The sequence below is a fragment of the Streptococcus gwangjuense genome (genome assembly GCF_003627155.1).
GTDB lineage: Bacteria > Bacillota > Bacilli > Lactobacillales > Streptococcaceae > Streptococcus > Streptococcus gwangjuensis.
The window spans coordinates 1,872,609-1,893,095 of the sequence record NZ_CP032621.1; the positions used below are offsets into that span (position 1 = coordinate 1,872,609).

Genomic DNA, 20,487 nt, shown 5'->3' on the forward strand with positions numbered 1-20,487 from the left:
CAGGAAAAATCGCAGTAAAAACTGCACAGCCTTCTTTAAATGTGCTATAATACAGGAAAAATAATGATGGAGGTCACGATAATGGCAACATTTTTGATGATTTTTGTGGTGGTTTGTGTGCTCCTATTGGTGATAGTCACACTGAGTACAGTTTATGTGGTTCGTCAGCAGTCGGTGGCGATTATTGAACGCTTTGGGAAATACCAAAAGGTTGCCAATAGCGGTATTCATATTCGCTTGCCTTTTGGGATTGACTCGATTGCAGCGCGGATTCAGTTGCGCTTGTTGCAAAGTGATATTGTGGTTGAGACTAAGACCAAGGACAATGTGTTCGTGATGATGAATGTGGCGACTCAGTATCGTGTCAACGAGCAGAGCGTGACAGATGCTTACTATAAACTCATGCGTCCAGAATCTCAGATTAAATCTTATATCGAAGATGCTCTTCGCTCTTCTGTTCCCAAATTAACCTTGGATGAATTGTTTGAGAAAAAAGATGAGATTGCCCTTGAAGTTCAACATCAAGTAGCAGAAGAAATGACTACTTACGGTTATATTATTGTGAAAACCTTGATTACTAAGGTCGAACCAGATGCAGAAGTCAAGCAATCCATGAATGAAATCAATGCGGCGCAACGCAAGCGGGTCGCAGCGCAAGAATTGGCGGAAGCCGATAAGATTAAAATCGTCACTGCAGCTGAAGCCGAAGCAGAAAAAGACCGCCTCCATGGTGTGGGGATTGCCCAACAACGTAAGGCGATTGTGGATGGATTGGCAGAGTCTATCACAGAACTCAAGGAAGCCAATGTTGGTATGACAGAAGAGCAAATCATGTCTATCCTCTTGACCAATCAGTATTTGGATACCTTGAATACCTTTGCCTCTAAAGGAAATCAGACTATCTTTTTACCAAATACGCCAAATGGTGTGGATGATATCCGTACACAAATCTTGTCAGCCCTTCGCGCTGAGAAGAAATAATAGACTAAAGAGCCTGGAGTCAGGCTCTTTTTAGTGTTCGTGAGAGATAAGTCTTAGCTATTCATAAAAGTTACTAACAGGTTGTGGATAAGTGTGGATAACTTCTGATTATTTTAGTGATAATTCTTATTTGTGTGACCAATTTAGTAACTTTTGAGGATTATAAAGTAGTTTTAATTGCTGAAACTCAAGAGTTAAGCACAGTTTGGGATAGTTATTCACAGATTGTGGATAATCTTGGGGATTGCAGATTTTTTATTATTTAGCGATGACTTGGTAACCAGCTAAGTGTAAAGGTTAGTTGTTCAGCTTTTAAGAGGTTTTGGTGTTGAATAGTTGATACGAGTGTTTTATCCAGTCGGCATTCTTTTATAAAGTTAAAATGGCTGTGGTTTTGCTCAGCATGAATATCTAGCCATTTATCTTCTTTGGCAAGATAGACTCGGAGATGGTCAAAGAGAGGAATTCCGAGGTCATAGTTTGGTTTGCCTGGACAGGTCGGATAAAAACCGAGAGCTGACCAGATGTACCAGGCTGAGAGACTGCCATTGTCTTCATCGCCAGGATAGGCTTCCCAACTTGGGTGAAAAGCTTTCTGACGGAGCGTCTTGATGAGAAGAGCAGTGTAGTCAGGGTAATCGCTGTAACGGAAGAGATAAGGAATGTGGAAGCTAGGTTGGTTGGAAATAGCGAGTTGTCCAAAAGGAGCAGTAGCCATTTCGCTCATTTCGTGAATCTCGTAACCATAGCCCGTTGTTTCAAAGAGGGGAGCATCCTGACAGACTTTCAAAAGATAGTTGCTAAAGGTTTCTTTTCCACCCATAAGTTGGATTAAGCCTGGGATGTCGTGGATGACGCCTAAAGTTGCTTGGATGGCAGAGCATTCGGCATAGTCGCGTCCCCAACTATAAGGAGAGAAGTCAGGACGGAAGTTGCCTTGATTGTCACGCGCTCGCATGTAACCTATCTCAGCGTCAAATAGATGGCGGTAATTTTGTGATGAAGTCTTGTAGATTTCAGCGATTTCTATTTTCCCTAGTTTTTCAGCACAGCTAGCGATACAAAAATCGCTATAGGCATAGTCTAGGGTGTGGCTGACGCTTTCGTGGTGGTCGGTAGAGAGGTAGCCCAGTTCTTGGTATTGGGCTAGTCCGTGGCGACCATTGATACCGAGAGGGTCGGACTTGCTGGCTGTTTCAAGCATGGCTTGGAGGAGTTCTTCTTCTAGGTCGGGGGCCATGTCCTTGCAGGCGCTATCGGCGATAATACCGTCTAAAAGTGTACCTGGCATCATACCCCGTTCATCTGGAGCCAGCCATTTTGGAAGGAAACCAGTATCGCGGTAGTTATTGAGAAATCCTTCTAAGAAGCGGTGGTAGTGTTCCGGTATAATAAGGGCAAAGAGGGGGAATGTGGTGCGGAAGGTATCCCAGAAACCATTATTGCTAAAGAGGACACCGGGCTTTACAGTTCCAGTAGCCAAATCTTTGTGGATGGCTTGCCCTGATTCATCAACCTCATAAAAAGTCTGAGGAAAGAGGAAGAGTCTGTAGAGACAGTGGTCAAAGAAGGTTCGGTTAGCTTCTCCTGTCTCTATAATGTCAAAACGATGGAGGAGATTTTCCCAATCCGCTTGGGCACTTGCTTTACAGCCTTCAAAATCTTCTTGAGGTAGATTAAGCAGAGCTTGAGAAGGAGAGATGAAAGAAGTCGCTAGCTGAATTTCAGCATGACTATCTGCCAGGTCGATTCGCCAGTCTCCACCTTCTTGGCTGATAGCAAGGATATCCGTATTCATTTGCAGGACAGTGAACATCGTTAGTGGATTTTTGTTGGTTTCAGTTTTTCCTTCTTGTCGCAGGGCAAGATTCCGCTTATCTACTTGCTCTACGGTCAGTTCATCTGCTGCGTGGAGATAGAGGGAGAGGGCTTTTCCTTGCTTTTGCTCCAAACGAATAGAAGCACCGTAGCAAGTCGGTGTAAGCTGGCTTTCAATCTGATAGCGCAGGGAGAAAATCTTCAGATAATGGGGTTGGAAAGAGGTCTTATCTATGTCATAGGAAGATTGGCGGTGAAAGAGGCTGTCTCCACCTAGTTGACTTGTGACAGGTGTCAGAAGGAGCCAAGAGTAGTCCCCAATCCAAGGGCTGGGCTGGTGGGTTAAACGAATCCCCTGAAAGATAGGCAGATGCGGATCGAAAAACCAAGATCCCTCCTGGTCGCTGGTCTGGGGTACAAAGTAATTCATCCCAAAAGGAACGCCTGTGTATGGCAGGGTATTTCCCCGAGAAAAGGCATGCTTGCTGGCAGTTCCAAAGCGGGTATCGATGGTTTTAAGTAGTGGTTTCATGGTCTTTCCTTTAGCTGTTTTTCTACATTATATCAGAAAAAGAGGGCCTTTAGAAAAGGAGCTTCAAAGATAACTATTTTGTAGAAAAATGACTATCATTTGTGTATGTATTTTCTGTCTCAAAAGCTATATACTGAAAATGAAACTTGTTTGAAAGAGGATACTGCACGATGATTTATTCAAAAGAAATTGTTAGAGAATGGCTAGATGAAGTGGCAGAGCGGGCTAAGGACCATCCAGAGTGGGTGGATGTCTTTGAACGTTGCTACACTGACACTTTGGACAATACGGTTGAAATTCTCGAAGACGGTTCAACTTTTGTCTTGACTGGGGATATTCCTGCTATGTGGCTTCGGGATTCGACAGCCCAACTCAGACCTTACCTGCATGTGGCTAAAAGGGATGCCCTCTTGCGTCAGACCATTGCAGGTTTGGTCAAACGTCAGATGACCTTGGTGCTCAAGGATCCTTATGCCAATTCCTTCAACATTGAGGAAAACTGGAAGGGTCACCACGAGACAGACCATACCGACCTTAATGGCTGGATTTGGGAACGCAAGTATGAGGTGGACTCGCTTTGCTATCCTTTGCAGTTGGCTTATATCCTCTGGAAAGAGACTGGTGAGACTAGCCAGTTTGATGATACTTTTGTCGCAGCGACTAAGGAGATTCTCCATCTTTGGACGGTTGAACAAGACCATAACAACTCTCCTTATCGTTTTGTTCGAGATACGGATCGTAAGGAAGACACCTTGGTAAATGATGGCTTTGGACCTGATTTTGCAGTGACAGGTATGACTTGGTCAGCTTTTCGTCCGAGCGATGACTGCTGTCAGTATAGTTACTTGATTCCGTCAAATATGTTTGCCGTAGTAGTCTTGGGTTATGTGCAAGAAATCTTTGCAGCATTAGACCTGGCTGATAGCCAGAGTGTTATCACAGACGCTAAACGTCTTCAGGATGAGATCCAAGAAGGCATCGAAAACTACGCCTACACAAGCAACAGCAAGGGCGAAAAGATTTATGCCTTTGAAGTGGATGGTCTAGGAAATGCCAGCATCATGGATGATCCAAACGTACCAAGTTTGTTGGCTGCACCTTATCTGGGTTACTGTTCGGTCGATGATGAAGTGTATCAAGCCACTCGCCGTACCATTCTGAGCCCTGAAAATCCATACTTTTACCAAGGAGAATACGCTAGCGGTCTCGGAAGTTCTCATACCTTCTATCGCTATATCTGGCCCATTGCCCTGTCTATCCAAGGCTTGACAACAAGAGATAAGGCAGAGAAGAAATTCTTGCTGGATCAGCTGGTTGCTTGCGATGGTGGTACAGGTGTGATGCACGAAAGCTTCCACGTGGATGACCCAACTCTTTATTCTCGTGAATGGTTCTCTTGGGCTAACATGATGTTCTGTGAGTTGGTCTTGGATTACTTGGATATCCGCTAAGGAACACGCTTTAGCGCAACTGATTCTTGGAAAGAATCACAAATTTACATTTAAAACGTTAACAATAAAAATTTAAATTTAGAATGAGGTTTTACTTCATGGAAAATGTTGTCGTACATATTATCTCACATAGTCACTGGGATCGTGAGTGGTACTTGCCTTTTGAAAGCCACCGTATGCAGTTGGTGGAATTATTTGACAATCTCTTTGATCTCTTTGAAAATGACCCTGAGTTCAAGAGCTTCCACTTGGATGGACAAACCATTGTCCTTGATGACTACTTGGAGATTCGTCCTGAAAATCGCGACAAAGTTCAACAGTACATCGACGAAGGAAAATTGAAAATTGGTCCCTTTTATATCTTGCAGGATGATTACTTGATTTCAAGTGAAGCCAATGTCCGCAATACTTTGATTGGTCAGCAGGAAGCTGCAAAATGGGGCAAATCTACTCAGATTGGTTACTTCCCAGATACCTTTGGAAATATGGGACAAGCGCCTCAAATTCTTCAAAAATCAGGCATTCACGTGGCGGCCTTTGGTCGTGGTGTGAAGCCGATTGGATTTGACAACCAAGTCCTCGAAGATGAGCAGTTCACTTCCCAATTTTCAGAAATGTATTGGCAGGGTGCGGATGGTAGCCGTGTTCTCGGGATTCTCTTTGCCAACTGGTACAGTAACGGGAATGAAATTCCAGTGGATAAAGACGAGGCTTTGACCTTCTGGAAACAAAAACTGGCAGACGTGCGTGACTACGCTTCTACCAACCAATGGTTGATGATGAACGGTTGTGACCACCAGCCTGTCCAGAAAAATCTGAGCGAAGCCATTCGTGTGGCAAATGAACTCTTCCCAGATGTAACCTTTGTGCATAGTTCTTTTGATGAATATGTTCAAGCCGTGGAAAGTGCCCTACCAGAGCAATTGTCAACGGTTACAGGCGAGTTGACCAGTCAGGAAACAGATGGCTGGTACACGCTTGCTAACACTTCTTCATCTCGTATTTATCTCAAACAAGCCTTCCAAGAAAATAGCAACCTCCTAGAGCAAGTTGTAGAACCTTTGACGATTATTACTGGGAGTCATAACCACAAGGACCAGTTGACCTATGCTTGGAAAACTCTTTTGCAGAACGCGCCTCATGATAGTATCTGTGGCTGTAGCGTGGACGAAGTTCACCGTGAGATGGAGACACGTTTTGCCAAGGTCAACCAAGTCGGAAACTTTGTGAAGAGCAATCTTCTTAACGAGTGGAAGGGAAAAATCGCTACGGCTAAGGCTCAAAGTGACTATCTCTTTACGGTTATTAACACAGGCTTGCATGATAAGGTTGATACTGTCAGTACAGTGATTGATGTTGCGACTTGTGATTTCAAGGAATTGCACCCAACAGAAGGCTACAAGAAGATGGCCGCTCTTACCTTGCCAAGCTACCGTGTAGAGGACTTGGATGGGCGTCCTGTAGAGGCTAAAATCGAAGACCTCGGAGCTAATTTTGAGTACGATTTACCAAAAGATAAGTTCCGCCAAGCTCGTATTGCTCGACAAGTGCGCGTGACAATTCCAGTTCACCTAGCGCCTCTTTCTTGGACAACCTTCCAATTGCTGGAAGGAGAACAAGAACACCGCGACGGTATTTACCAAAACGGAGTGATTGATACGCCATTTGTAACGGTGAGTGTGGATGACAACATCACAGTCTATGACAAGACAACTCACGAAGCCTATGAAGATTTTATCCGCTTCGAAGACCGTGGGGATATCGGAAATGAGTATATCTATTTCCAGCCAAAAGGAACAGAGCCAATCTATGCAGAGCTTAAGGGCTACGAGGTCTTAGAAAACACAGCTCGCTACGCTAAGATTTTGCTCAAACATGAATTGACCGTGCCTGTCAGTGCGGATGAAAAGCTAGAAGAAGAGCAAAAAGGCATCATCGAGTTTATGAAGCGTGAAGCTGGACGTTCAGAAGAATTGACAAGCATTCCTCTTGAAACTGAGATGACTATCTTCGTTGATAATCCACAAATCCGCTTTAAAACTCGCTTTACCAACACTGCCAAAGACCACCGTATCCGTCTCTTGGTCAAGACTCACAACACGCGTCCAAGCAATGATTCTGAAAGCATTTATGAGGTGGTGACACGACCAAACAAACCAGCTGCTTCATGGGAAAATCCTGAAAATCCTCAACACCAACAAGCCTTTGTTAGTCTGTATGACGATGAAAAAGGTGTGACTGTATCCAACAAGGGATTGAATGAATACGAAATCCTTGGAGACGACACCATTGCAGTGACTATTTTGCGTGCATCAGGTGAGCTAGGTGACTGGGGTTACTTCCCAACACCAGAAGCACAATGCTTGCGTGAGTTTGAAGTCGAGTTTGCACTTGAATGCCACCAAGCCCAAGAACGCTTCTCAGCTTATCGTCGAGCTAAAGCCTTGCAGACACCGTTTACCAGCCTTCAGCTTGCTAGACAGGAAGGAAGCGTGGCTGCGACTGGTAGCCTCTTGAGCCATTCTGTTCTCAGCATACCGCAAATCTGTCCAACAGCCTTTAAGGTAGCTGAAAATGAAGAAGGCTATGTTCTTCGCTACTACAATATGTGTAGTGAAAATGTGCGTGTACCGGAAAGTCAACATCTCTTCCTGGACCTACTGGAACGACCATACCCAGTTCATAGAGGCCTCATTTCACCACAAGAGATTCGTACAGAATTCATCAAAAAAGAAGAAATTTAATTTCAAAAAGTAAACATAAAAAGAAAGGAGGGGCGAAAAGGTAAGAACTAACTGCTGATTCGCCCCTTTTTATGGTAAAAACAATGACCATTGCAACGATTGATATCGGAGGGACTGGGATTAAGTTTGCCAGTCTGACTCCTGATGGGAAAATACTGAATAAGACAAGCATTCCAACGCCTGAAAACTTGGAGGACTTACTAGCTTGGCTAGATCAACGTTTGTCAGAACAGGATTATAGCGGGATTGCTATGAGCGTTCCAGGCGCTGTCAATCAAGATACAGGTGTGATTGATGGCTTCAGTGCGGTGCCCTACATCCACGGATTTTCTTGGTATGAGGCGCTTAGCTCTTATCAGATTCCTGTCCATCTAGAAAATGATGCCAACTGCGTTGGACTCAGTGAACTACTAGCTCATCCAGAGCTTGAAAATGCAGCCTGTGTTGTGATTGGGACAGGGATTGGCGGAGCCATGATTATCAATGGTAGACTTCATCGAGGTCGCCACGGCCTGGGTGGAGAATTTGGCTACATGACAACCCTTGCTCCTGCTGAAAAGCTCAACAACTGGTCGCAACTAGCGTCAACTGGAAATATGGTGCGATACGTGATTGAAAAATCTGGTCAGACTGACTGGGACGGTCGCAAGATTTACCAAGAGGCCGCAGCAGGAAATACCCTTTGCCAAGAAGCCATTGAGCGCATGAACCGTAATCTAGCGCAAGGCTTGCTCAATATCCAATATCTGATTGATCCAGATGTCATTAGCCTGGGAGGCTCTATCAGTCAAAATTCAGATTTTATTCAAGGTGTCAAGAAGGCTGTTGATAACTTTGTCGAGACCTACGAAGAATACACGGTCGCACCAGTTATCCAAGCTTGCACCTATCATGCAGATGCCAATCTCTACGGTGCCCTTGTCAACTGGCTACAGGAGGAAAATCAATGGTAATTTTTACAGGAATTAGCAGTAAACAACATCAAGCTATAGAGTTGCTTCAAAAGCACATTTCTCTACCAGATGTAGAAGTAGCTGTCGCTCAGTCTGACCAAGCCTCTATCTCTATCAAGGGTGAGGGTGGCCACTATCAACTAACTTACCGCAAACCTCACCAACTTTATCGTGCCTTGTCCTTGTTGGCAACAGCTCTAGTAGAAGGTGATAAGGTAGAGATTGAAGAACAAGCTGCTTACGAAGAGTTGGCCTACATGGCAGACTGTTCGCGAAATGCAGTACTAAATGTGGCTTCTGCCAAACAGATGATTGAAGTCTTGGCTCTCATGGGCTACTCAACCTTTGAGCTTTACATGGAAGACACCTACCAGATTGAAGGGCATCCTTACTTTGGCTATTTCCGTGGAGCCTACTCAGCTGAGGAATTGCAGGAAATCGAAGCCTATGCCCAGCAGTTTGATATGACCTTTGTGCCATGTATCCAGACTTTGGCCCACTTGTCAGCCTTTGTTAAATGGGGTGTCAAAGAAGTCCAGCAACTCCGTGATGTGGAGGATATTCTTCTCATTGGCGAAGAAAAAGTTTATGACCTGATTGATGGTATGTTTGCCACTCTGTCTAAACTGCAAACTCGTAAGGTCAATATCGGGATGGACGAAGCCCACTTGGTTGGTTTGGGACGCTACTTGATTCTGAACGGTGTTGTGGATCGTAGTCTCCTCATGTGCCAACACTTGGAGCGCGTGCTGGATATTGCTGACAAATATGGTTTCCACTGCCAGATGTGGAGCGATATGTTCTTTAAACTCATGTCAGCAGATGGTCAGTACGACCGTGATGTGGAAATTCCAGAAGAAACTCGTGTCTACCTAGACCATCTCAAAGACCGAGTGACCTTGGTTTACTGGGACTATTATCAGGATAGCGAGGAAAAATACAATCGCAACTTCCGCAACCATCACAATATTAGCCATGACCTTGCCTTTGCAGGGGGAGCTTGGAAGTGGATTGGTTTCACACCCAATAACCATTTCAGCCGTCTTATCGCTCTTGAAGCGAACAAGGCCTGTCGTGCCAATGATATCAAAGAAGTCATCGTGACGGGTTGGGGGGACAATGGTGGTGAAACTGCCCAATTCGCTGTCCTACCAAGCTTGCAAATCTGGGCAGAACTCAGCTACCGCAATGACCTAGACCGTTTGTCTGCTCATTTTCAGACCAATACAGGCCTATCAGTTGAGGAATTTATGCAGATTGACCTTGCTAACCTCTTACCAGATCTACCAGGCAATCTCAGCGGGATCAATCCCAACCGCTATGTCTTTTATCAGGATATTCTCTGTCCGATCCTTGATCGACACATGACACCTGAACAGGACAAACCGCACTTCGCTCAGGCTGCTGAGACGCTTGCTAACATTAAAGAAAAAGCTGGCAACTATGCCTACCTCTTTGAAACTCAGGCCCAGTTGAATCAGATTTTAAGTAGCAAAGTCGATGTGGGACGGCGCATTCGTCAGGCTTACCAAGAAGGTGATAAAGAAAGCCTGCAAGAAATCGCCAGACAAGAATTACCAGAACTCAGAAGCCAAATTGAAGACTTCCATGCTCTCTTTAGCAACCAATGGCTGAAAGAAAACAAGGTCTTTGGCTTGGACACAGTTGATATCCGTATGGGCGGACTCTTGCAACGCATCAAGCGAGCAGAAAGCCGCATCGAGGCTTATCTAGCTGGTCAGATTGACCGCATCGATGAGTTAGAAGTGGAAATCTTACCATTTACAGACTTCTACGCAGACAAGGACTTCGCAGCCACAACAGCCAACCAGTGGCATACCATTGCGACAGCTTCAACCATTTATACAACCTAAAAACAAGAACACCTTGCCTTGAGCAGAGTGTTTCTCGTGAAACATCCCTTTCTTAAAAAAGTACTCCACATAAAATAATTTGTGGAGTTTTTTCTATAATTAGTAGTTTAACCTAACCTTCAAATAGGAGTATACTAATAATGTAATCGTTATCAAAAGTCTAAAAAGGAATTTTTAGATGGATATCAAAATAAAAAGGGGAGGAAATTATGAATAAGTTTTCAAAAACCTTGAGAGACAACTGGATCTTTCTCTTGATGGTTTTGCCAGGGGCACTCTGGTTGATTCTATTCTTCTACATTCCAGTATTTGGGAACGTGGTTGCCTTTAAAGACTACCACATGACCAGTAATGGATTTATAGATAGTATCGTGAATAGTAAATGGGTCGGACTCGATAATTTCAGATTCTTGTTTAGTTCAAAAGACGCCTTTATCATCACTCGAAATACTGTCCTCTACAATCTAGGCTTTATCTTTATCGGTTTGATTGTATCAGTAGGGATTGCTATCATCTTAAGTGAACTCCGTTCTAAGAGAATGGTTAAGATCTTCCAAACTTCCATGTTGTTCCCTTACTTCTTGTCTTGGGTTATCATCAGTTTCTTTACAGATGCTTTCCTAAACATTGATAAAGGTGTGTTCAACCATTTCCTAGAATCTATTGGGATGAAGGAAATCAATTTCTACGCTGACTTGGGTATTTGGCCTTATCTCCTACTTTTCCTTGGTATTTGGAAAGGCTTTGGATATAGCAGTGTCATGTACTATGCGACAATCATGGGAATTGATCCAACCTACTACGAAGCAGCAACCGTGGACGGGGCCAGCAAATGGCAACGAATTCGCAATGTAACCATTCCGCAGTTGACACCATTGGTAACCGTATTGACCATTCTTGCAGTCGGAAACATCTTCCGTGCAGACTTTGGTCTCTTCTACCAAATCCCCCACAATGCTGGTCAGCTTTATAACGTAACCAACGTCTTGGACGTATATGTTTATAATGGTTTGACTCAGACAGCGGATATCGGGATGGCTTCAGCGGCAGGTCTCTATCAATCAGTAGTCGGCTTGATTCTGGTTGTCCTATCAAACTTACTTGCAAGACGAGTTGATCCAAACTCAGCCTTGTTCTAGAAAGGAGGAGAATATGGCAGAAAAGAAAATTAAAAAAGAGAAAATTGATAATGTCGGCATTCACTCCTTCAGTAAGAAAGCAGATATCTTCTTTAGTACTATTTCTGGTTTGATCGCCCTCTCTTGTATCCTACCCTTCGTATTCGTTATTGTTATTTCAGTGACAGATGAAAAGAGTATTCTCCAAAATGGATATAGCTTCTTCCCATCCCAATTTGGATTAGACGGTTTTGAATTTTTGGCACAGTTTAAGGATAAAATCCTCCAAGCCCTCTTCATCTCAGTCTTTGTAACCGTAGTTGGGACATTGACAAATGTCTTTATCACAACAACTTATGCCTACGCCATTTCACGGACAACCTTTAAGTATCGCAGATTCTTTACGATCTTTGCCCTTCTTAGTATGTTGTTCAACGCTGGTTTGGTACCAGGCTATATCGTGGTAACTCGTTTACTTCAACTTGGTGATACAGTTTGGGCCTTGATTGTTCCAATGCTTCTCTCACCATTTAACATCATCTTGATGCGTTCCTTCTTCAAGAAGACCATTCCAGAAGCTATTCTAGAATCCGCTCGTATCGATGGTGCTAGTGAGGCCCGGATTTTCTTCCAAATTTGTTTGCCATTGTCACTACCAGGTATCGCAACCATCACGCTCTTGACAGCTCTTGGTTTCTGGAATGACTGGTTTAACGCCCTTCTTTACATCAAGAGTGACAACTTGTATCCATTGCAATATTTGCTCATGCAAATCCAACAAAATATGGACTACATTGCAAAAGCAGTCGGTCTATCTGGTCAACTGGGAGTTGCTCTACCAAAAGAAACAGGTCGTATGGCCATGGTTGTGGTCGCAACCCTTCCAATCGCGATTTTGTATCCATTCTTCCAACGCTACTTTGTAAAAGGTTTGACTATCGGTGGTGTGAAAGAATAGTGCTTGTCGAGAAAAAACATTTCTCATTTTCCAACTTCCCTTGCGTGAAGTTAAAATCATTATATTGTTTATAAGTTTAAAAATAAAAAAAGGAGTTTTTGTCATGAAAAACTGGAAAAAATATGCTTTTGCATCTGCTAGCGTAGTCGCTTTGGCTGCTGGTCTCGCTGCTTGTGGAAACCTTTCAGGTAACAAGAAAGCTGCTGACTCAGCTTCAGGTGATAAGACTGTTATCAAAATGTACCAAATCGGTGACAAACCAGATAACTTGGATGAATTGCTAGAAAATGCTAACAAAATCATCGGAGAAAAAGTTGGTGCCAAATTGGATATCCAATATCTTGGATGGGGTGACTACGGCAAGAAAATGTCAGTTATCACATCATCTGGTGAAAACTATGATATCGCCTTTGCAGATAACTACGTTGTAAATGCACAAAAAGGTGCTTATGCTGACTTGACAGAATTGTACAAAAAAGAAGGTAAAGACCTTTACAAAGCACTTGACCCAGCTTACATCAAGGGTAATACTGTAAACGGTAAAATTTACGCTGTTCCAGTTGCAGCCAACGTTGCGTCATCTCAAAACTTCGCCTTCAACGGAACTCTTCTTGCTAAATACGGTATCGACATTTCAGGTGTAAACTCATATGAAACACTTGAACCAGTCTTGAAACAAATCAAAGAAAAAGCTCCAGATGTAGTGCCATTTGCGGTTACTAAGAACTTCATCCCATCCGATAACTTTGACTACCCAGTTCCAAATGGACTTCCATTCGTTATCGACCTTGAAGGGGACACTACTAAGATTGTAAACCGTTACGAAGTGCCTCGCTTTAAAGAACACTTGAAGACTCTTCACAAATTCTATGAAGCTGGATACATTCCAAAAGACGTAGCAACAAGCGATACTTCATTTGACCTTCAACAAGATACTTGGTTCGTTCGTGAAGAAACAGTAGGACCAGCTGACTACGGTAACAGCTTGCTTTCACGTGTTGCTAACAAAGATATCCAAATCAAACCAATCACTAACTTCATCAAGAAAAACCAAACAACACAAGTTGCTAACTTTGTTATCTCAAACAACTCTAAGAACAAAGAAAAATCAATGGAAGTGTTGAACCTCTTGAACACTAACCCAGAACTCTTGAATGGTCTTGTATACGGTCCAGAAGGCAAGAACTGGGAAAAACTTCCAGGTAAAGAAAACCGTGTTAAAGTCCTTGATGGCTACAAAGGAAACACTCACATGGGTGGATGGAACACTGGTAACAACTGGATTCTTTACATCAACGAAAACGTTACAGACCAACAAATCGAAGATTCTAAGAAACAATTGGCTGAAGCTAAAGAATCTCCAGCACTTGGATTCATCTTTAACACTGACAATGTGAAATCTGAAATCTCAGCTATCTCTAACACAATGCAACAATTCGATACAGCTATCAACACTGGTACTGTAGATCCAGATAAAGCTATTCCAGAATTGATGGAAAAATTGAAATCTGAAGGTGCTTACGATAAAGTATTGAACGAAATGCAAAAACAATACGATGAATTCTTGAAAAACAAAAAATCATAAGATCAATTGATTTCGTGTATTCATTCCTAACTCCTAAAAACTGAATCACTGTTTTCCTCAGGTTGGTATGGGGGAGGCAGTGATTTTTTGAAACGAGAGAGCATAGATATCCATGTTTTTCTTATCACTATTTAACCACTCAGGAAATCTCAAGTAGCATTTAGGATTTGGAGTAAGGATTTAGGAAAATATAGCTTATATTAGAGATGTCTCGAGTTTACAAAGGAGAGTTCATATGAAGAAGTATCAGCTTGTCTTCAAAATAAGCGCAGTCTTCTCTTACTTATTTTTCGTATTTGGTCTTTCTCAGTTGACGCTTATTGTCCAAAATTATTGGCAATTTTCTTCCCAGATTGGCAATTTCGTCTGGATTCAAAATCTCTTGAGTTTGCTATTTAGTGGAGTCATGATTTGGATTCTGTTTAAGACAGGGCACGGCTATCTTTTTCGCATTCCGAGAAAAAAATGGCTTTGGTATTCGATTTTGACAGTACTAGTGGTAGTGCTCTATATCTCTTTTAACGTTCAGGCAGCTAAACATGTTCAGTCAACTGCTGAAGGTTGGGCCGTATTGATCGGTTATAGTGGGACCAACTTTGCTGAGCTAGGTATCTATATAACCCTGTTCTTTCTGACTCCACTTATGGAAGAGCTGATCTATAGAGGATTACTGCAACACGCCTTTTTTAAGCATTCGAGATTTGGCCTTGATTTGCTCCTTCCTTCCATTTTATTTGCTCTTCCTCATTTTTCAAGCCTGCCTAGTCTGTTAGATATCTTCGTCTTTGCAACATTTGGCATCATCTTTGCTGGTTTGACTCGCTATACCAGGAGCATTTATCCTTCCTATGCGGTGCATGTGATTAATAATATTGTAGCGACCCTACCATTTTTGCTGACTTTTTTACAGAGGGTGTTTGGGTAAATACTGACGCGAGAGTTAGGAATGATAGTTTATCAAATTTATAAGTGAGTTTCAGGAGGAAAATGAGAATGACAACATTAAAATGGTTTGCTGGAGGAAGCGAAAGACGTTGTGAAGCCATGACGATCATAAATCATCTATTGGAAGATATAAAGGATACGCCTCAACTTGCTCCTTTGAAAAATCAGTTAGTGAGTTATAAAAGACGATTAAAGGACGATGGGACCTCTACTCCGTTTATTCTGAGCCAAATTAACATTGACATCTCACGTGTATTAATTGATAACAAGCTGACTTTGTCAGAAAGTCAAGCCGAGCAGATAAAGAAATTAAGAGAATTATCTGCGATTCGCTATGGTTACTGATGAAGTGTAGGGACAGGTCACCCTTCTACAATTTCCAGTCAAATAAATTGCATTCGTTTTCTTAAGCAGGTATACTAGTATAGTTAGATGAAAAATTCTGAAAATTTAAGAATAGAAAAGAGAACAAATCTTATGGCAAAAGATATTCGTGTCTTACTTTACTACCTTTATACTCCAATTGAAAATGCAGAGCAATTTGCTGCAGACCACTTGGCTTTCTGTAAATCAATAGGCCTTAAAGGCCGTATCCTAGTCGCTGACGAAGGAATTAACGGAACCGTTTCAGGTGATTACGAAACAACTCAAAAATACATGGACTACGTTCACAGCCTCCCAGGCATGGAAGACCTCTGGTTCAAGATTGACGAAGAAAGTGAACAAGCCTTCAAGAAGATGTTTGTTCGCTACAAGAAAGAAATTGTCCACCTTGGTTTGGAAGACAACGACTTTGACAATGACATCAACCCACTTGAAACAACAGGTGCTTACCTGTCTCCAAAAGAGTTCAAAGAAGCTCTTCTTGACGAAGATACAGTTGTCCTTGACACTCGTAACGATTACGAGTACGATCTAGGACATTTCCGTGGGGCTATCCGTCCAGATATCCGCAACTTCCGTGAGTTGCCACAGTGGGTTCGTGATAACAAAGAAAAATTCATGGATAAGCGCGTCGTGGTTTACTGTACAGGTGGAGTTCGCTGTGAGAAATTCTCAGGCTGGATGGTCCGTGAAGGCTACAAAGATGTCGGCCAATTGCACGGAGGAATCGCAACCTACGGTAAAGACCCAGAAGTCCAAGGTGAGCTTTGGGATGGGAAAATGTACGTCTTTGACGAGCGTATTGCCGTAGATGTTAATCATGTCAACCCAACTATCGTAGGGAAAGACTGGTTTGATGGAACACCATGTGAACGTTATGTCAACTGTGGAAATCCATTCTGTAACCGTCGTATCTTGACATCAGAAGAAAATGAAGACAAGTACCTTCGTGGATGCTCACACGAGTGCCGTGTTCACCCACGTAACCGCTATGTTTCAGAAAATGAATTGACACAAGCTGAAGTTGTCGAGCGCCTAGCCGCTATCGGTGAAAGCTTGGATCAAGCAGCTACTGTATAAGATTAAACAGTCCTTAGGGGCTGTTTTTCTATGCTTTTTACTAAAAAATCTAAAGTTTGTTTCTGTATCTTTCAGGAAAATAGGGTATACTATATGTAAACGATTTCAAAGGAGTCCAGTTATGACGAAAACATTTTTTATTCCAAATAAACAGAGCATTTTAGGAGAACAGGAAATTTTGACTGCCAAGTCCGTCTTGGCCTTGGTAGATGGTTTGGAGTCACATAGCTATGATGCTGTCTATCTCCGTCAGCCTCTTAATCGTCTCGAGTATATCGAGTGTGCGATAGTGGGGCAATCACAATTCCTCTTTAAGGTCAGTTATGCTGATGGTCAAAAGGCTTACCGTGTCGATCTTCCTGACCTACTCACGAAGACAGACTGGCAGATTATCAAAGCATTTTTAGATGCTCTGCTTGCTTATACAGGAACTGAGATTGAAGGACTAGATGGTTTTGATTTTGAAGCTTATTTCCAAGCAAGTATTCAAGCCCATCTGACAGACACTGCAGCCCGTTTTACGATTTGCCAAGGAATTTTTAATCCTGTTTTCTTTAGTCATGAGGACTTGAAAAGCTTTTTAGAAGAAGATGGCTTGGCACAGTTTGAAGCGCGTGTGCGTGCGGTTCAAGAGACAGATGCCTACTTTGCAAAAGTTTCCTTCTATCAGGATGGAGAAGGCCAAGTGCACGGTGTTTACCATCTGGCTCAAGGGGTCAAGACCGTTTTTCCGAGAGAACCATTTGTACCTGCAGCCTATATTGAGCAATTGGTGGATAAGGAAGTCCAGTGGGAAATTGACTTTGTTCAAATCACAGGAGATGGCTCTAAACCAGAAGACTATGAAGCCACTGCCCGCTTGAACTATGCAAAATTCCTAGAGTCACTACCATCAGCATCTTACCACCAACTAGACGCCAATCAATTAGAAGTGCAACCCATCTTAGACAAAGATTTTAAAGTATTAGCACAAGAAAAGTAAAGCAGGTCAAGTGACTTGCTTTTTTGACATAGAAAAAATCCTGCCATGAAAGACAGGATTAAAGTTTAAAGAAAGGCTAAGATACGAAGATAATCTCCAATCAGTGCCACTTCAGCTACAAAGAAGAGGAGGATAATCACTCCGTTCACAAGGACAGACAAGAATAATTGATAGAAGGAGTCGGTTTCACTTGATTGACTTGGTCTTGTAATGATATGGAGACTGGCAAGCAGAATGATTCCAATGCTAATCACACACAGGAGAGCTGTAAATCGTAGGCTATCAAAGAAGGCAAAGAAACTAGCAATAGCAGTGAGGAAGATTGGAATTGCCAAGAGTTGACTATATTGTTGGAGAACCTTTTCTAGCGTCCAGTCCTTTTCTTGATAGATAAATCGTCTCACGACGAAACTACCCAAGAGGAATGAAAAGAAGAAGAGTGTTGTTGCTACTAGGATAGAGATAATCGAAAAGAGATTCAATGAAGCAAATTGTTCAGGGAAGTGATTATGCATAGTTGCTATATGTCCATAGTAGGCTTGTTTGATGTGGTAGATACTAAAGAAAAAGGAAGACGCAGAAAACAGAATGAGCAAGAGAAAGGCTGTGTAACTGTGTGTGCTACTTGTTTCAAGCTTGCTTGTAGGAGATTTGAGAGCCTCCACTAGCCAAGACCAAAAATCAAGCGCTTGCTCTTTCCATCTATCCGTAGATTTTGGAGCTTGGTCGGGGATATAGGGACTTTCTAAGGATTGATTGATAAGAAGGGGCTCTTTCGTGGTTGGTTTTTGCTGAGGAAGTGCTTCTTGACTCTCTTCAGCTATAGTGACTTTTTCTGTTGCTTTAGAAAGGTCTTGCTCTTCCTCAGTAGAATCTAATGCTTTCTTTTCTTCTATTTCTGTTCTCGCTTCATCGTTTTCAGGCGTTTCAATTTTCTCTTCTTGCTGGCTTTCAAGTTCGACTTTAGCTTGAGAGACTTCCTCCTCTACTTGAGTATTTTTTTCAATTGGTGTATCGAGATCGGCTATCGTTTCTTCAGCCTTATCTGCAACCTCTTGAGCTTGCTCTTCAGGTTTGTTCTTGCTTGTTGTTTTTACAAAATCATTACTTTCAAACCATTCTTGTTTCATGGTAGAACCTCCTTTTTAGTTAGATAAATATGCTTCCATAGTAGCAGATGTAAGCGCTTTTGTCAACGTCTGATTGGTGTGGATACTAGAATGATATCATTATCAGCTCTAGCAATGAGTTGATCCTTGACACCAGCTTTTTCAGTTTTGTAAGGGTTACTTAATTCTGTGTATTTTGATCCAGGTTTTTCTCTTGTAGCTTGTAAGATAGAACCATAGTTACTTGAGATGTCCCAATTAATTCGTTGGCTTTCTTTTTGCGTCAGAGTGATTGAGAGATGGTCTTTAGAAGTTAATTCCACCTTGCCGTGAACTTGGATATTTTCAGCGTGGAAGTGATGTTCTGTTGACTCTAGCTGACTATCTGTAAGGTCTGTATCAAAGATATTGATAATATTTGGTGTTGTGAGTTTACTGTTTTTGATACGACTTCCTTCAATTCGGAGGAGATAGCTATTATTGGTATTGATGGTCGCATTTTCAAGACTAGCATTAGTGATACTGGTTTGACCGCGATTTGCTGAGATGTTGATCCCTTTTAGACTTCTTCCCTTTGGAACTTGGAGAATAACTTCATTAAAACGACTAGAGTAGCTACTTGCGATATGGAGAATCCCGCCAATTCCAGAAGAGAGAAATGGAGTTTCAGACAGTTTCTTATCAATGAGGCTTAGAGTTTTGTCGTTTTGATTTGTGACAAGATCTTGGTTAGCAGAAATAGATGGATGATAAGAAATATGGATTTGATCATCCAAAGAGTCGGTGATGGTGAGCGCGTGTTGGTGGAGCGTAATATCTAGGTTTTCGACTTCCTTGCCATAGGTTAGCTCTTCCATCCGACTATCATAGACCGGCTCCTTGGACATGGCAAGTAGGCTCTTAATCCCGTCAGATTGAATACCTATAAAGAGTAGGATAAAGCCGATAATGGTAGTCACCACACCAAAAATGAGAAATCCTTTTGTAAACTTACGCATGCTGGTCACCTCTCTTTCCTTTTTTGAGAACAAATTGCACCAGGCGAACAATGAGTAGACCGAAGAAGCGAGCTACATAGGAAATACCTAGTAAGACTAGTGAAGAAGCACCGATAGCCAGTAAACCAGCACCAAAAATCAAGATAAAGGCTGATTTAGCTTGGGCTAAGACAGTGAAACTTTCAACTAAAAATAGGAATCCACCGATGATACCAAGTATGGAAACCGCAAAGAAAGCTAGAATGACAGTCAAGGCTGCCACAAGGATTGCGAACAGGGACACGAGGATGGCGATTCCCAGAGGAATACCGATGGGTGCCGCAAGGAGAGCTAACAAGGCGATATGCAAAATTTGTCGGTTATTCTTTTGAGCGGGTGCCTCATTGATTTTTTTATCGAGAAGATTGGAGAGGACTTCGTGAGCTGCTTCCTTAGGAGTTCCCAAGCTAGCGATGAGTTCTTCTTCTCCTTCGACTCCAGCATCGTCAAAGAGTTCTCTGAAATAGTCCATGGCTTCGATGCGGTCAGCTTCAGGTAGTTTCTTGAGATAGACTTCTAGCTGAGTCAGGTATTCAGTTCTTGTCATGGCGGATACTCCCTTCTATGATGCCATTGATGGTGTCTGTATAGAGTGCCCATTCATCTTTTAGGGTCACGAGCTGTTCTATACCACCATTTGTCAAGGAGTAGTATTTGCGCATGCGACCTTGGAACTCTCTAGAATAGGTTGTCAGAAAGCTATTGCCTTCCAATTTTTTTAGGATAGGATAGAGTGTAGATTCTTTGATATTAGCGATGAGCTTAATGGTTTGGCTAATCTCATAACCATAAGAATCATCCTGCTCCAGTACGGCCAAGATGAGAAATTCAATCAAGGCAGAGGATGTTGGAAAGTACATGGGGAACCTCCTTTTCTAATGTGTAAGATTTTTATATATAATTTTTCTATACATACATTGTACATCTAAAAGAAAG

General features: G+C 42.4%; 17 protein-coding genes. 12 read left to right on the forward strand and 5 right to left on the reverse strand.

What is annotated here, in order from left to right; translation table 11 throughout:
* Positions 1-96 precede the first annotated feature (96 nt).
* The gene (locus tag D7D53_RS09440) at positions 97-981 is read left to right on the forward strand and encodes an SPFH domain-containing protein (protein ID WP_004235732.1); all 885 of its coding nucleotides are present in this window, start codon (positions 97-99) and stop codon (positions 979-981) included.
* Between the two features lie 262 nt (positions 982-1,243).
* Here D7D53_RS09440 and D7D53_RS09445 read toward each other — a convergent pair whose 3' ends face one another.
* Complete coding sequence (locus D7D53_RS09445; protein WP_120770791.1) at positions 1,244-3,331, reverse strand: GH92 family glycosyl hydrolase; 2,088 nt, start codon at positions 3,329-3,331, stop codon at positions 1,244-1,246.
* Positions 3,332-3,501: 170 nt separating this feature from the next.
* Here D7D53_RS09445 and D7D53_RS09450 point away from each other — a divergent pair, with 170 nt between their 5' ends.
* From D7D53_RS09450 to D7D53_RS09500, 11 genes are all read left to right on the forward strand, one after another.
* Positions 3,502-4,782, forward strand: coding sequence for a glycoside hydrolase family 125 protein (locus tag D7D53_RS09450; protein WP_120770792.1), 1,281 nt, complete (start codon positions 3,502-3,504; stop codon positions 4,780-4,782).
* Positions 4,783-4,880: 98 nt separating this feature from the next.
* Positions 4,881-7,526: an alpha-mannosidase gene (locus D7D53_RS09455; protein WP_120770793.1), complete on the forward strand. Its 2,646-nt coding sequence runs from the start codon at positions 4,881-4,883 to the stop codon at positions 7,524-7,526.
* 83 nt (positions 7,527-7,609) lie between these two features.
* Complete coding sequence (locus D7D53_RS09460; RefSeq protein ID WP_162927925.1) at positions 7,610-8,479, forward strand: ROK family protein; 870 nt, start codon at positions 7,610-7,612, stop codon at positions 8,477-8,479.
* Positions 8,473-10,353, forward strand: a complete 1,881-nt coding sequence (locus D7D53_RS09465; protein ID WP_120770795.1) for a beta-N-acetylhexosaminidase — start codon at positions 8,473-8,475, stop codon at positions 10,351-10,353. The genes D7D53_RS09460 and D7D53_RS09465 overlap by 7 nt, the downstream gene beginning before the upstream one ends.
* A gap of 209 nt (positions 10,354-10,562) precedes the next feature.
* Positions 10,563-11,492, forward strand: coding sequence for an ABC transporter permease (locus D7D53_RS09470; RefSeq protein ID WP_049552653.1), 930 nt, complete (start codon positions 10,563-10,565; stop codon positions 11,490-11,492).
* A 13-nt stretch (positions 11,493-11,505) separates the two neighbouring features.
* Positions 11,506-12,429 (forward strand): carbohydrate ABC transporter permease, encoded by a 924-nt coding sequence (locus D7D53_RS09475; protein WP_000818352.1) that lies wholly within the window; start codon positions 11,506-11,508, stop codon positions 12,427-12,429.
* 103 nt (positions 12,430-12,532) lie between these two features.
* Positions 12,533-14,014, forward strand: coding sequence for an ABC transporter substrate-binding protein (locus D7D53_RS09480; RefSeq protein ID WP_004263115.1), 1,482 nt, complete (start codon positions 12,533-12,535; stop codon positions 14,012-14,014).
* A gap of 235 nt (positions 14,015-14,249) precedes the next feature.
* A complete protein-coding gene (locus tag D7D53_RS09485) occupies positions 14,250-14,939 on the forward strand; it encodes a CPBP family intramembrane glutamic endopeptidase (protein ID WP_061864779.1) in 690 nt (229 codons plus the stop codon).
* Positions 14,940-15,007: 68 nt separating this feature from the next.
* Positions 15,008-15,304, forward strand: coding sequence for a bacteriocin immunity protein (locus D7D53_RS09490; RefSeq protein WP_061864778.1), 297 nt, complete (start codon positions 15,008-15,010; stop codon positions 15,302-15,304).
* A gap of 132 nt (positions 15,305-15,436) precedes the next feature.
* Positions 15,437-16,423: an oxygen-dependent tRNA uridine(34) hydroxylase TrhO gene (trhO, locus tag D7D53_RS09495; RefSeq protein WP_001030024.1), complete on the forward strand. Its 987-nt coding sequence runs from the start codon at positions 15,437-15,439 to the stop codon at positions 16,421-16,423.
* 121 nt (positions 16,424-16,544) lie between these two features.
* Positions 16,545-17,405: a DUF4299 family protein gene (locus D7D53_RS09500; RefSeq protein WP_120770797.1), complete on the forward strand. Its 861-nt coding sequence runs from the start codon at positions 16,545-16,547 to the stop codon at positions 17,403-17,405.
* Between the two features lie 65 nt (positions 17,406-17,470).
* On the opposite strand, the gene D7D53_RS09505 is transcribed toward D7D53_RS09500, so the two are convergent.
* The 4 genes from D7D53_RS09505 to D7D53_RS09520 form a co-directional block, all read right to left on the reverse strand.
* On the reverse strand, positions 17,471-18,535 hold the full coding sequence (locus tag D7D53_RS09505; RefSeq protein WP_120770798.1) for a DUF6574 domain-containing protein: 1,065 nt from the start codon (positions 18,533-18,535) through the stop codon (positions 17,471-17,473).
* Positions 18,536-18,597: 62 nt separating this feature from the next.
* Positions 18,598-19,512 (reverse strand): DUF4097 family beta strand repeat-containing protein, encoded by a 915-nt coding sequence (locus D7D53_RS09510; protein ID WP_120770799.1) that lies wholly within the window; start codon positions 19,510-19,512, stop codon positions 18,598-18,600.
* The gene (locus tag D7D53_RS09515; protein WP_120770800.1) at positions 19,505-20,098 is read right to left on the reverse strand and encodes a DUF1700 domain-containing protein; all 594 of its coding nucleotides are present in this window, start codon (positions 20,096-20,098) and stop codon (positions 19,505-19,507) included. The genes D7D53_RS09510 and D7D53_RS09515 overlap by 8 nt, the downstream gene beginning before the upstream one ends.
* On the reverse strand, positions 20,085-20,411 hold the full coding sequence (locus tag D7D53_RS09520) for a PadR family transcriptional regulator (protein WP_000273858.1): 327 nt from the start codon (positions 20,409-20,411) through the stop codon (positions 20,085-20,087). The genes D7D53_RS09515 and D7D53_RS09520 overlap by 14 nt, the downstream gene beginning before the upstream one ends.
* Between the last annotated feature and the right edge of the window lie 76 nt (positions 20,412-20,487).

Coding starts and splice junctions, on each gene's coding strand:
- D7D53_RS09440 (WP_004235732.1), top strand. CDS start 97: ATGATTTTTGTGGTGGTTTGTGTGCTCCTATTGGTGATAGTCACACTG.
- D7D53_RS09445 (WP_120770791.1), bottom strand. CDS start 3,331: ATGAAACCACTACTTAAAACCATCGATACCCGCTTTGGAACTGCCAGC.
- D7D53_RS09450 (WP_120770792.1), top strand. CDS start 3,502: ATGATTTATTCAAAAGAAATTGTTAGAGAATGGCTAGATGAAGTGGCA.
- D7D53_RS09455 (WP_120770793.1), top strand. CDS start 4,881: ATGGAAAATGTTGTCGTACATATTATCTCACATAGTCACTGGGATCGT.
- D7D53_RS09460 (WP_162927925.1), top strand. CDS start 7,610: ATGACCATTGCAACGATTGATATCGGAGGGACTGGGATTAAGTTTGCC.
- D7D53_RS09465 (WP_120770795.1), top strand. CDS start 8,473: ATGGTAATTTTTACAGGAATTAGCAGTAAACAACATCAAGCTATAGAG.
- D7D53_RS09470 (WP_049552653.1), top strand. CDS start 10,563: ATGAATAAGTTTTCAAAAACCTTGAGAGACAACTGGATCTTTCTCTTG.
- D7D53_RS09475 (WP_000818352.1), top strand. CDS start 11,506: ATGGCAGAAAAGAAAATTAAAAAAGAGAAAATTGATAATGTCGGCATT.
- D7D53_RS09480 (WP_004263115.1), top strand. CDS start 12,533: ATGAAAAACTGGAAAAAATATGCTTTTGCATCTGCTAGCGTAGTCGCT.
- D7D53_RS09485 (WP_061864779.1), top strand. CDS start 14,250: ATGAAGAAGTATCAGCTTGTCTTCAAAATAAGCGCAGTCTTCTCTTAC.
- D7D53_RS09490 (WP_061864778.1), top strand. CDS start 15,008: ATGACAACATTAAAATGGTTTGCTGGAGGAAGCGAAAGACGTTGTGAA.
- trhO (WP_001030024.1), top strand. CDS start 15,437: ATGGCAAAAGATATTCGTGTCTTACTTTACTACCTTTATACTCCAATT.
- D7D53_RS09500 (WP_120770797.1), top strand. CDS start 16,545: ATGACGAAAACATTTTTTATTCCAAATAAACAGAGCATTTTAGGAGAA.
- D7D53_RS09505 (WP_120770798.1), bottom strand. CDS start 18,535: ATGAAACAAGAATGGTTTGAAAGTAATGATTTTGTAAAAACAACAAGC.
- D7D53_RS09510 (WP_120770799.1), bottom strand. CDS start 19,512: ATGCGTAAGTTTACAAAAGGATTTCTCATTTTTGGTGTGGTGACTACC.
- D7D53_RS09515 (WP_120770800.1), bottom strand. CDS start 20,098: ATGACAAGAACTGAATACCTGACTCAGCTAGAAGTCTATCTCAAGAAA.
- D7D53_RS09520 (WP_000273858.1), bottom strand. CDS start 20,411: ATGTACTTTCCAACATCCTCTGCCTTGATTGAATTTCTCATCTTGGCC.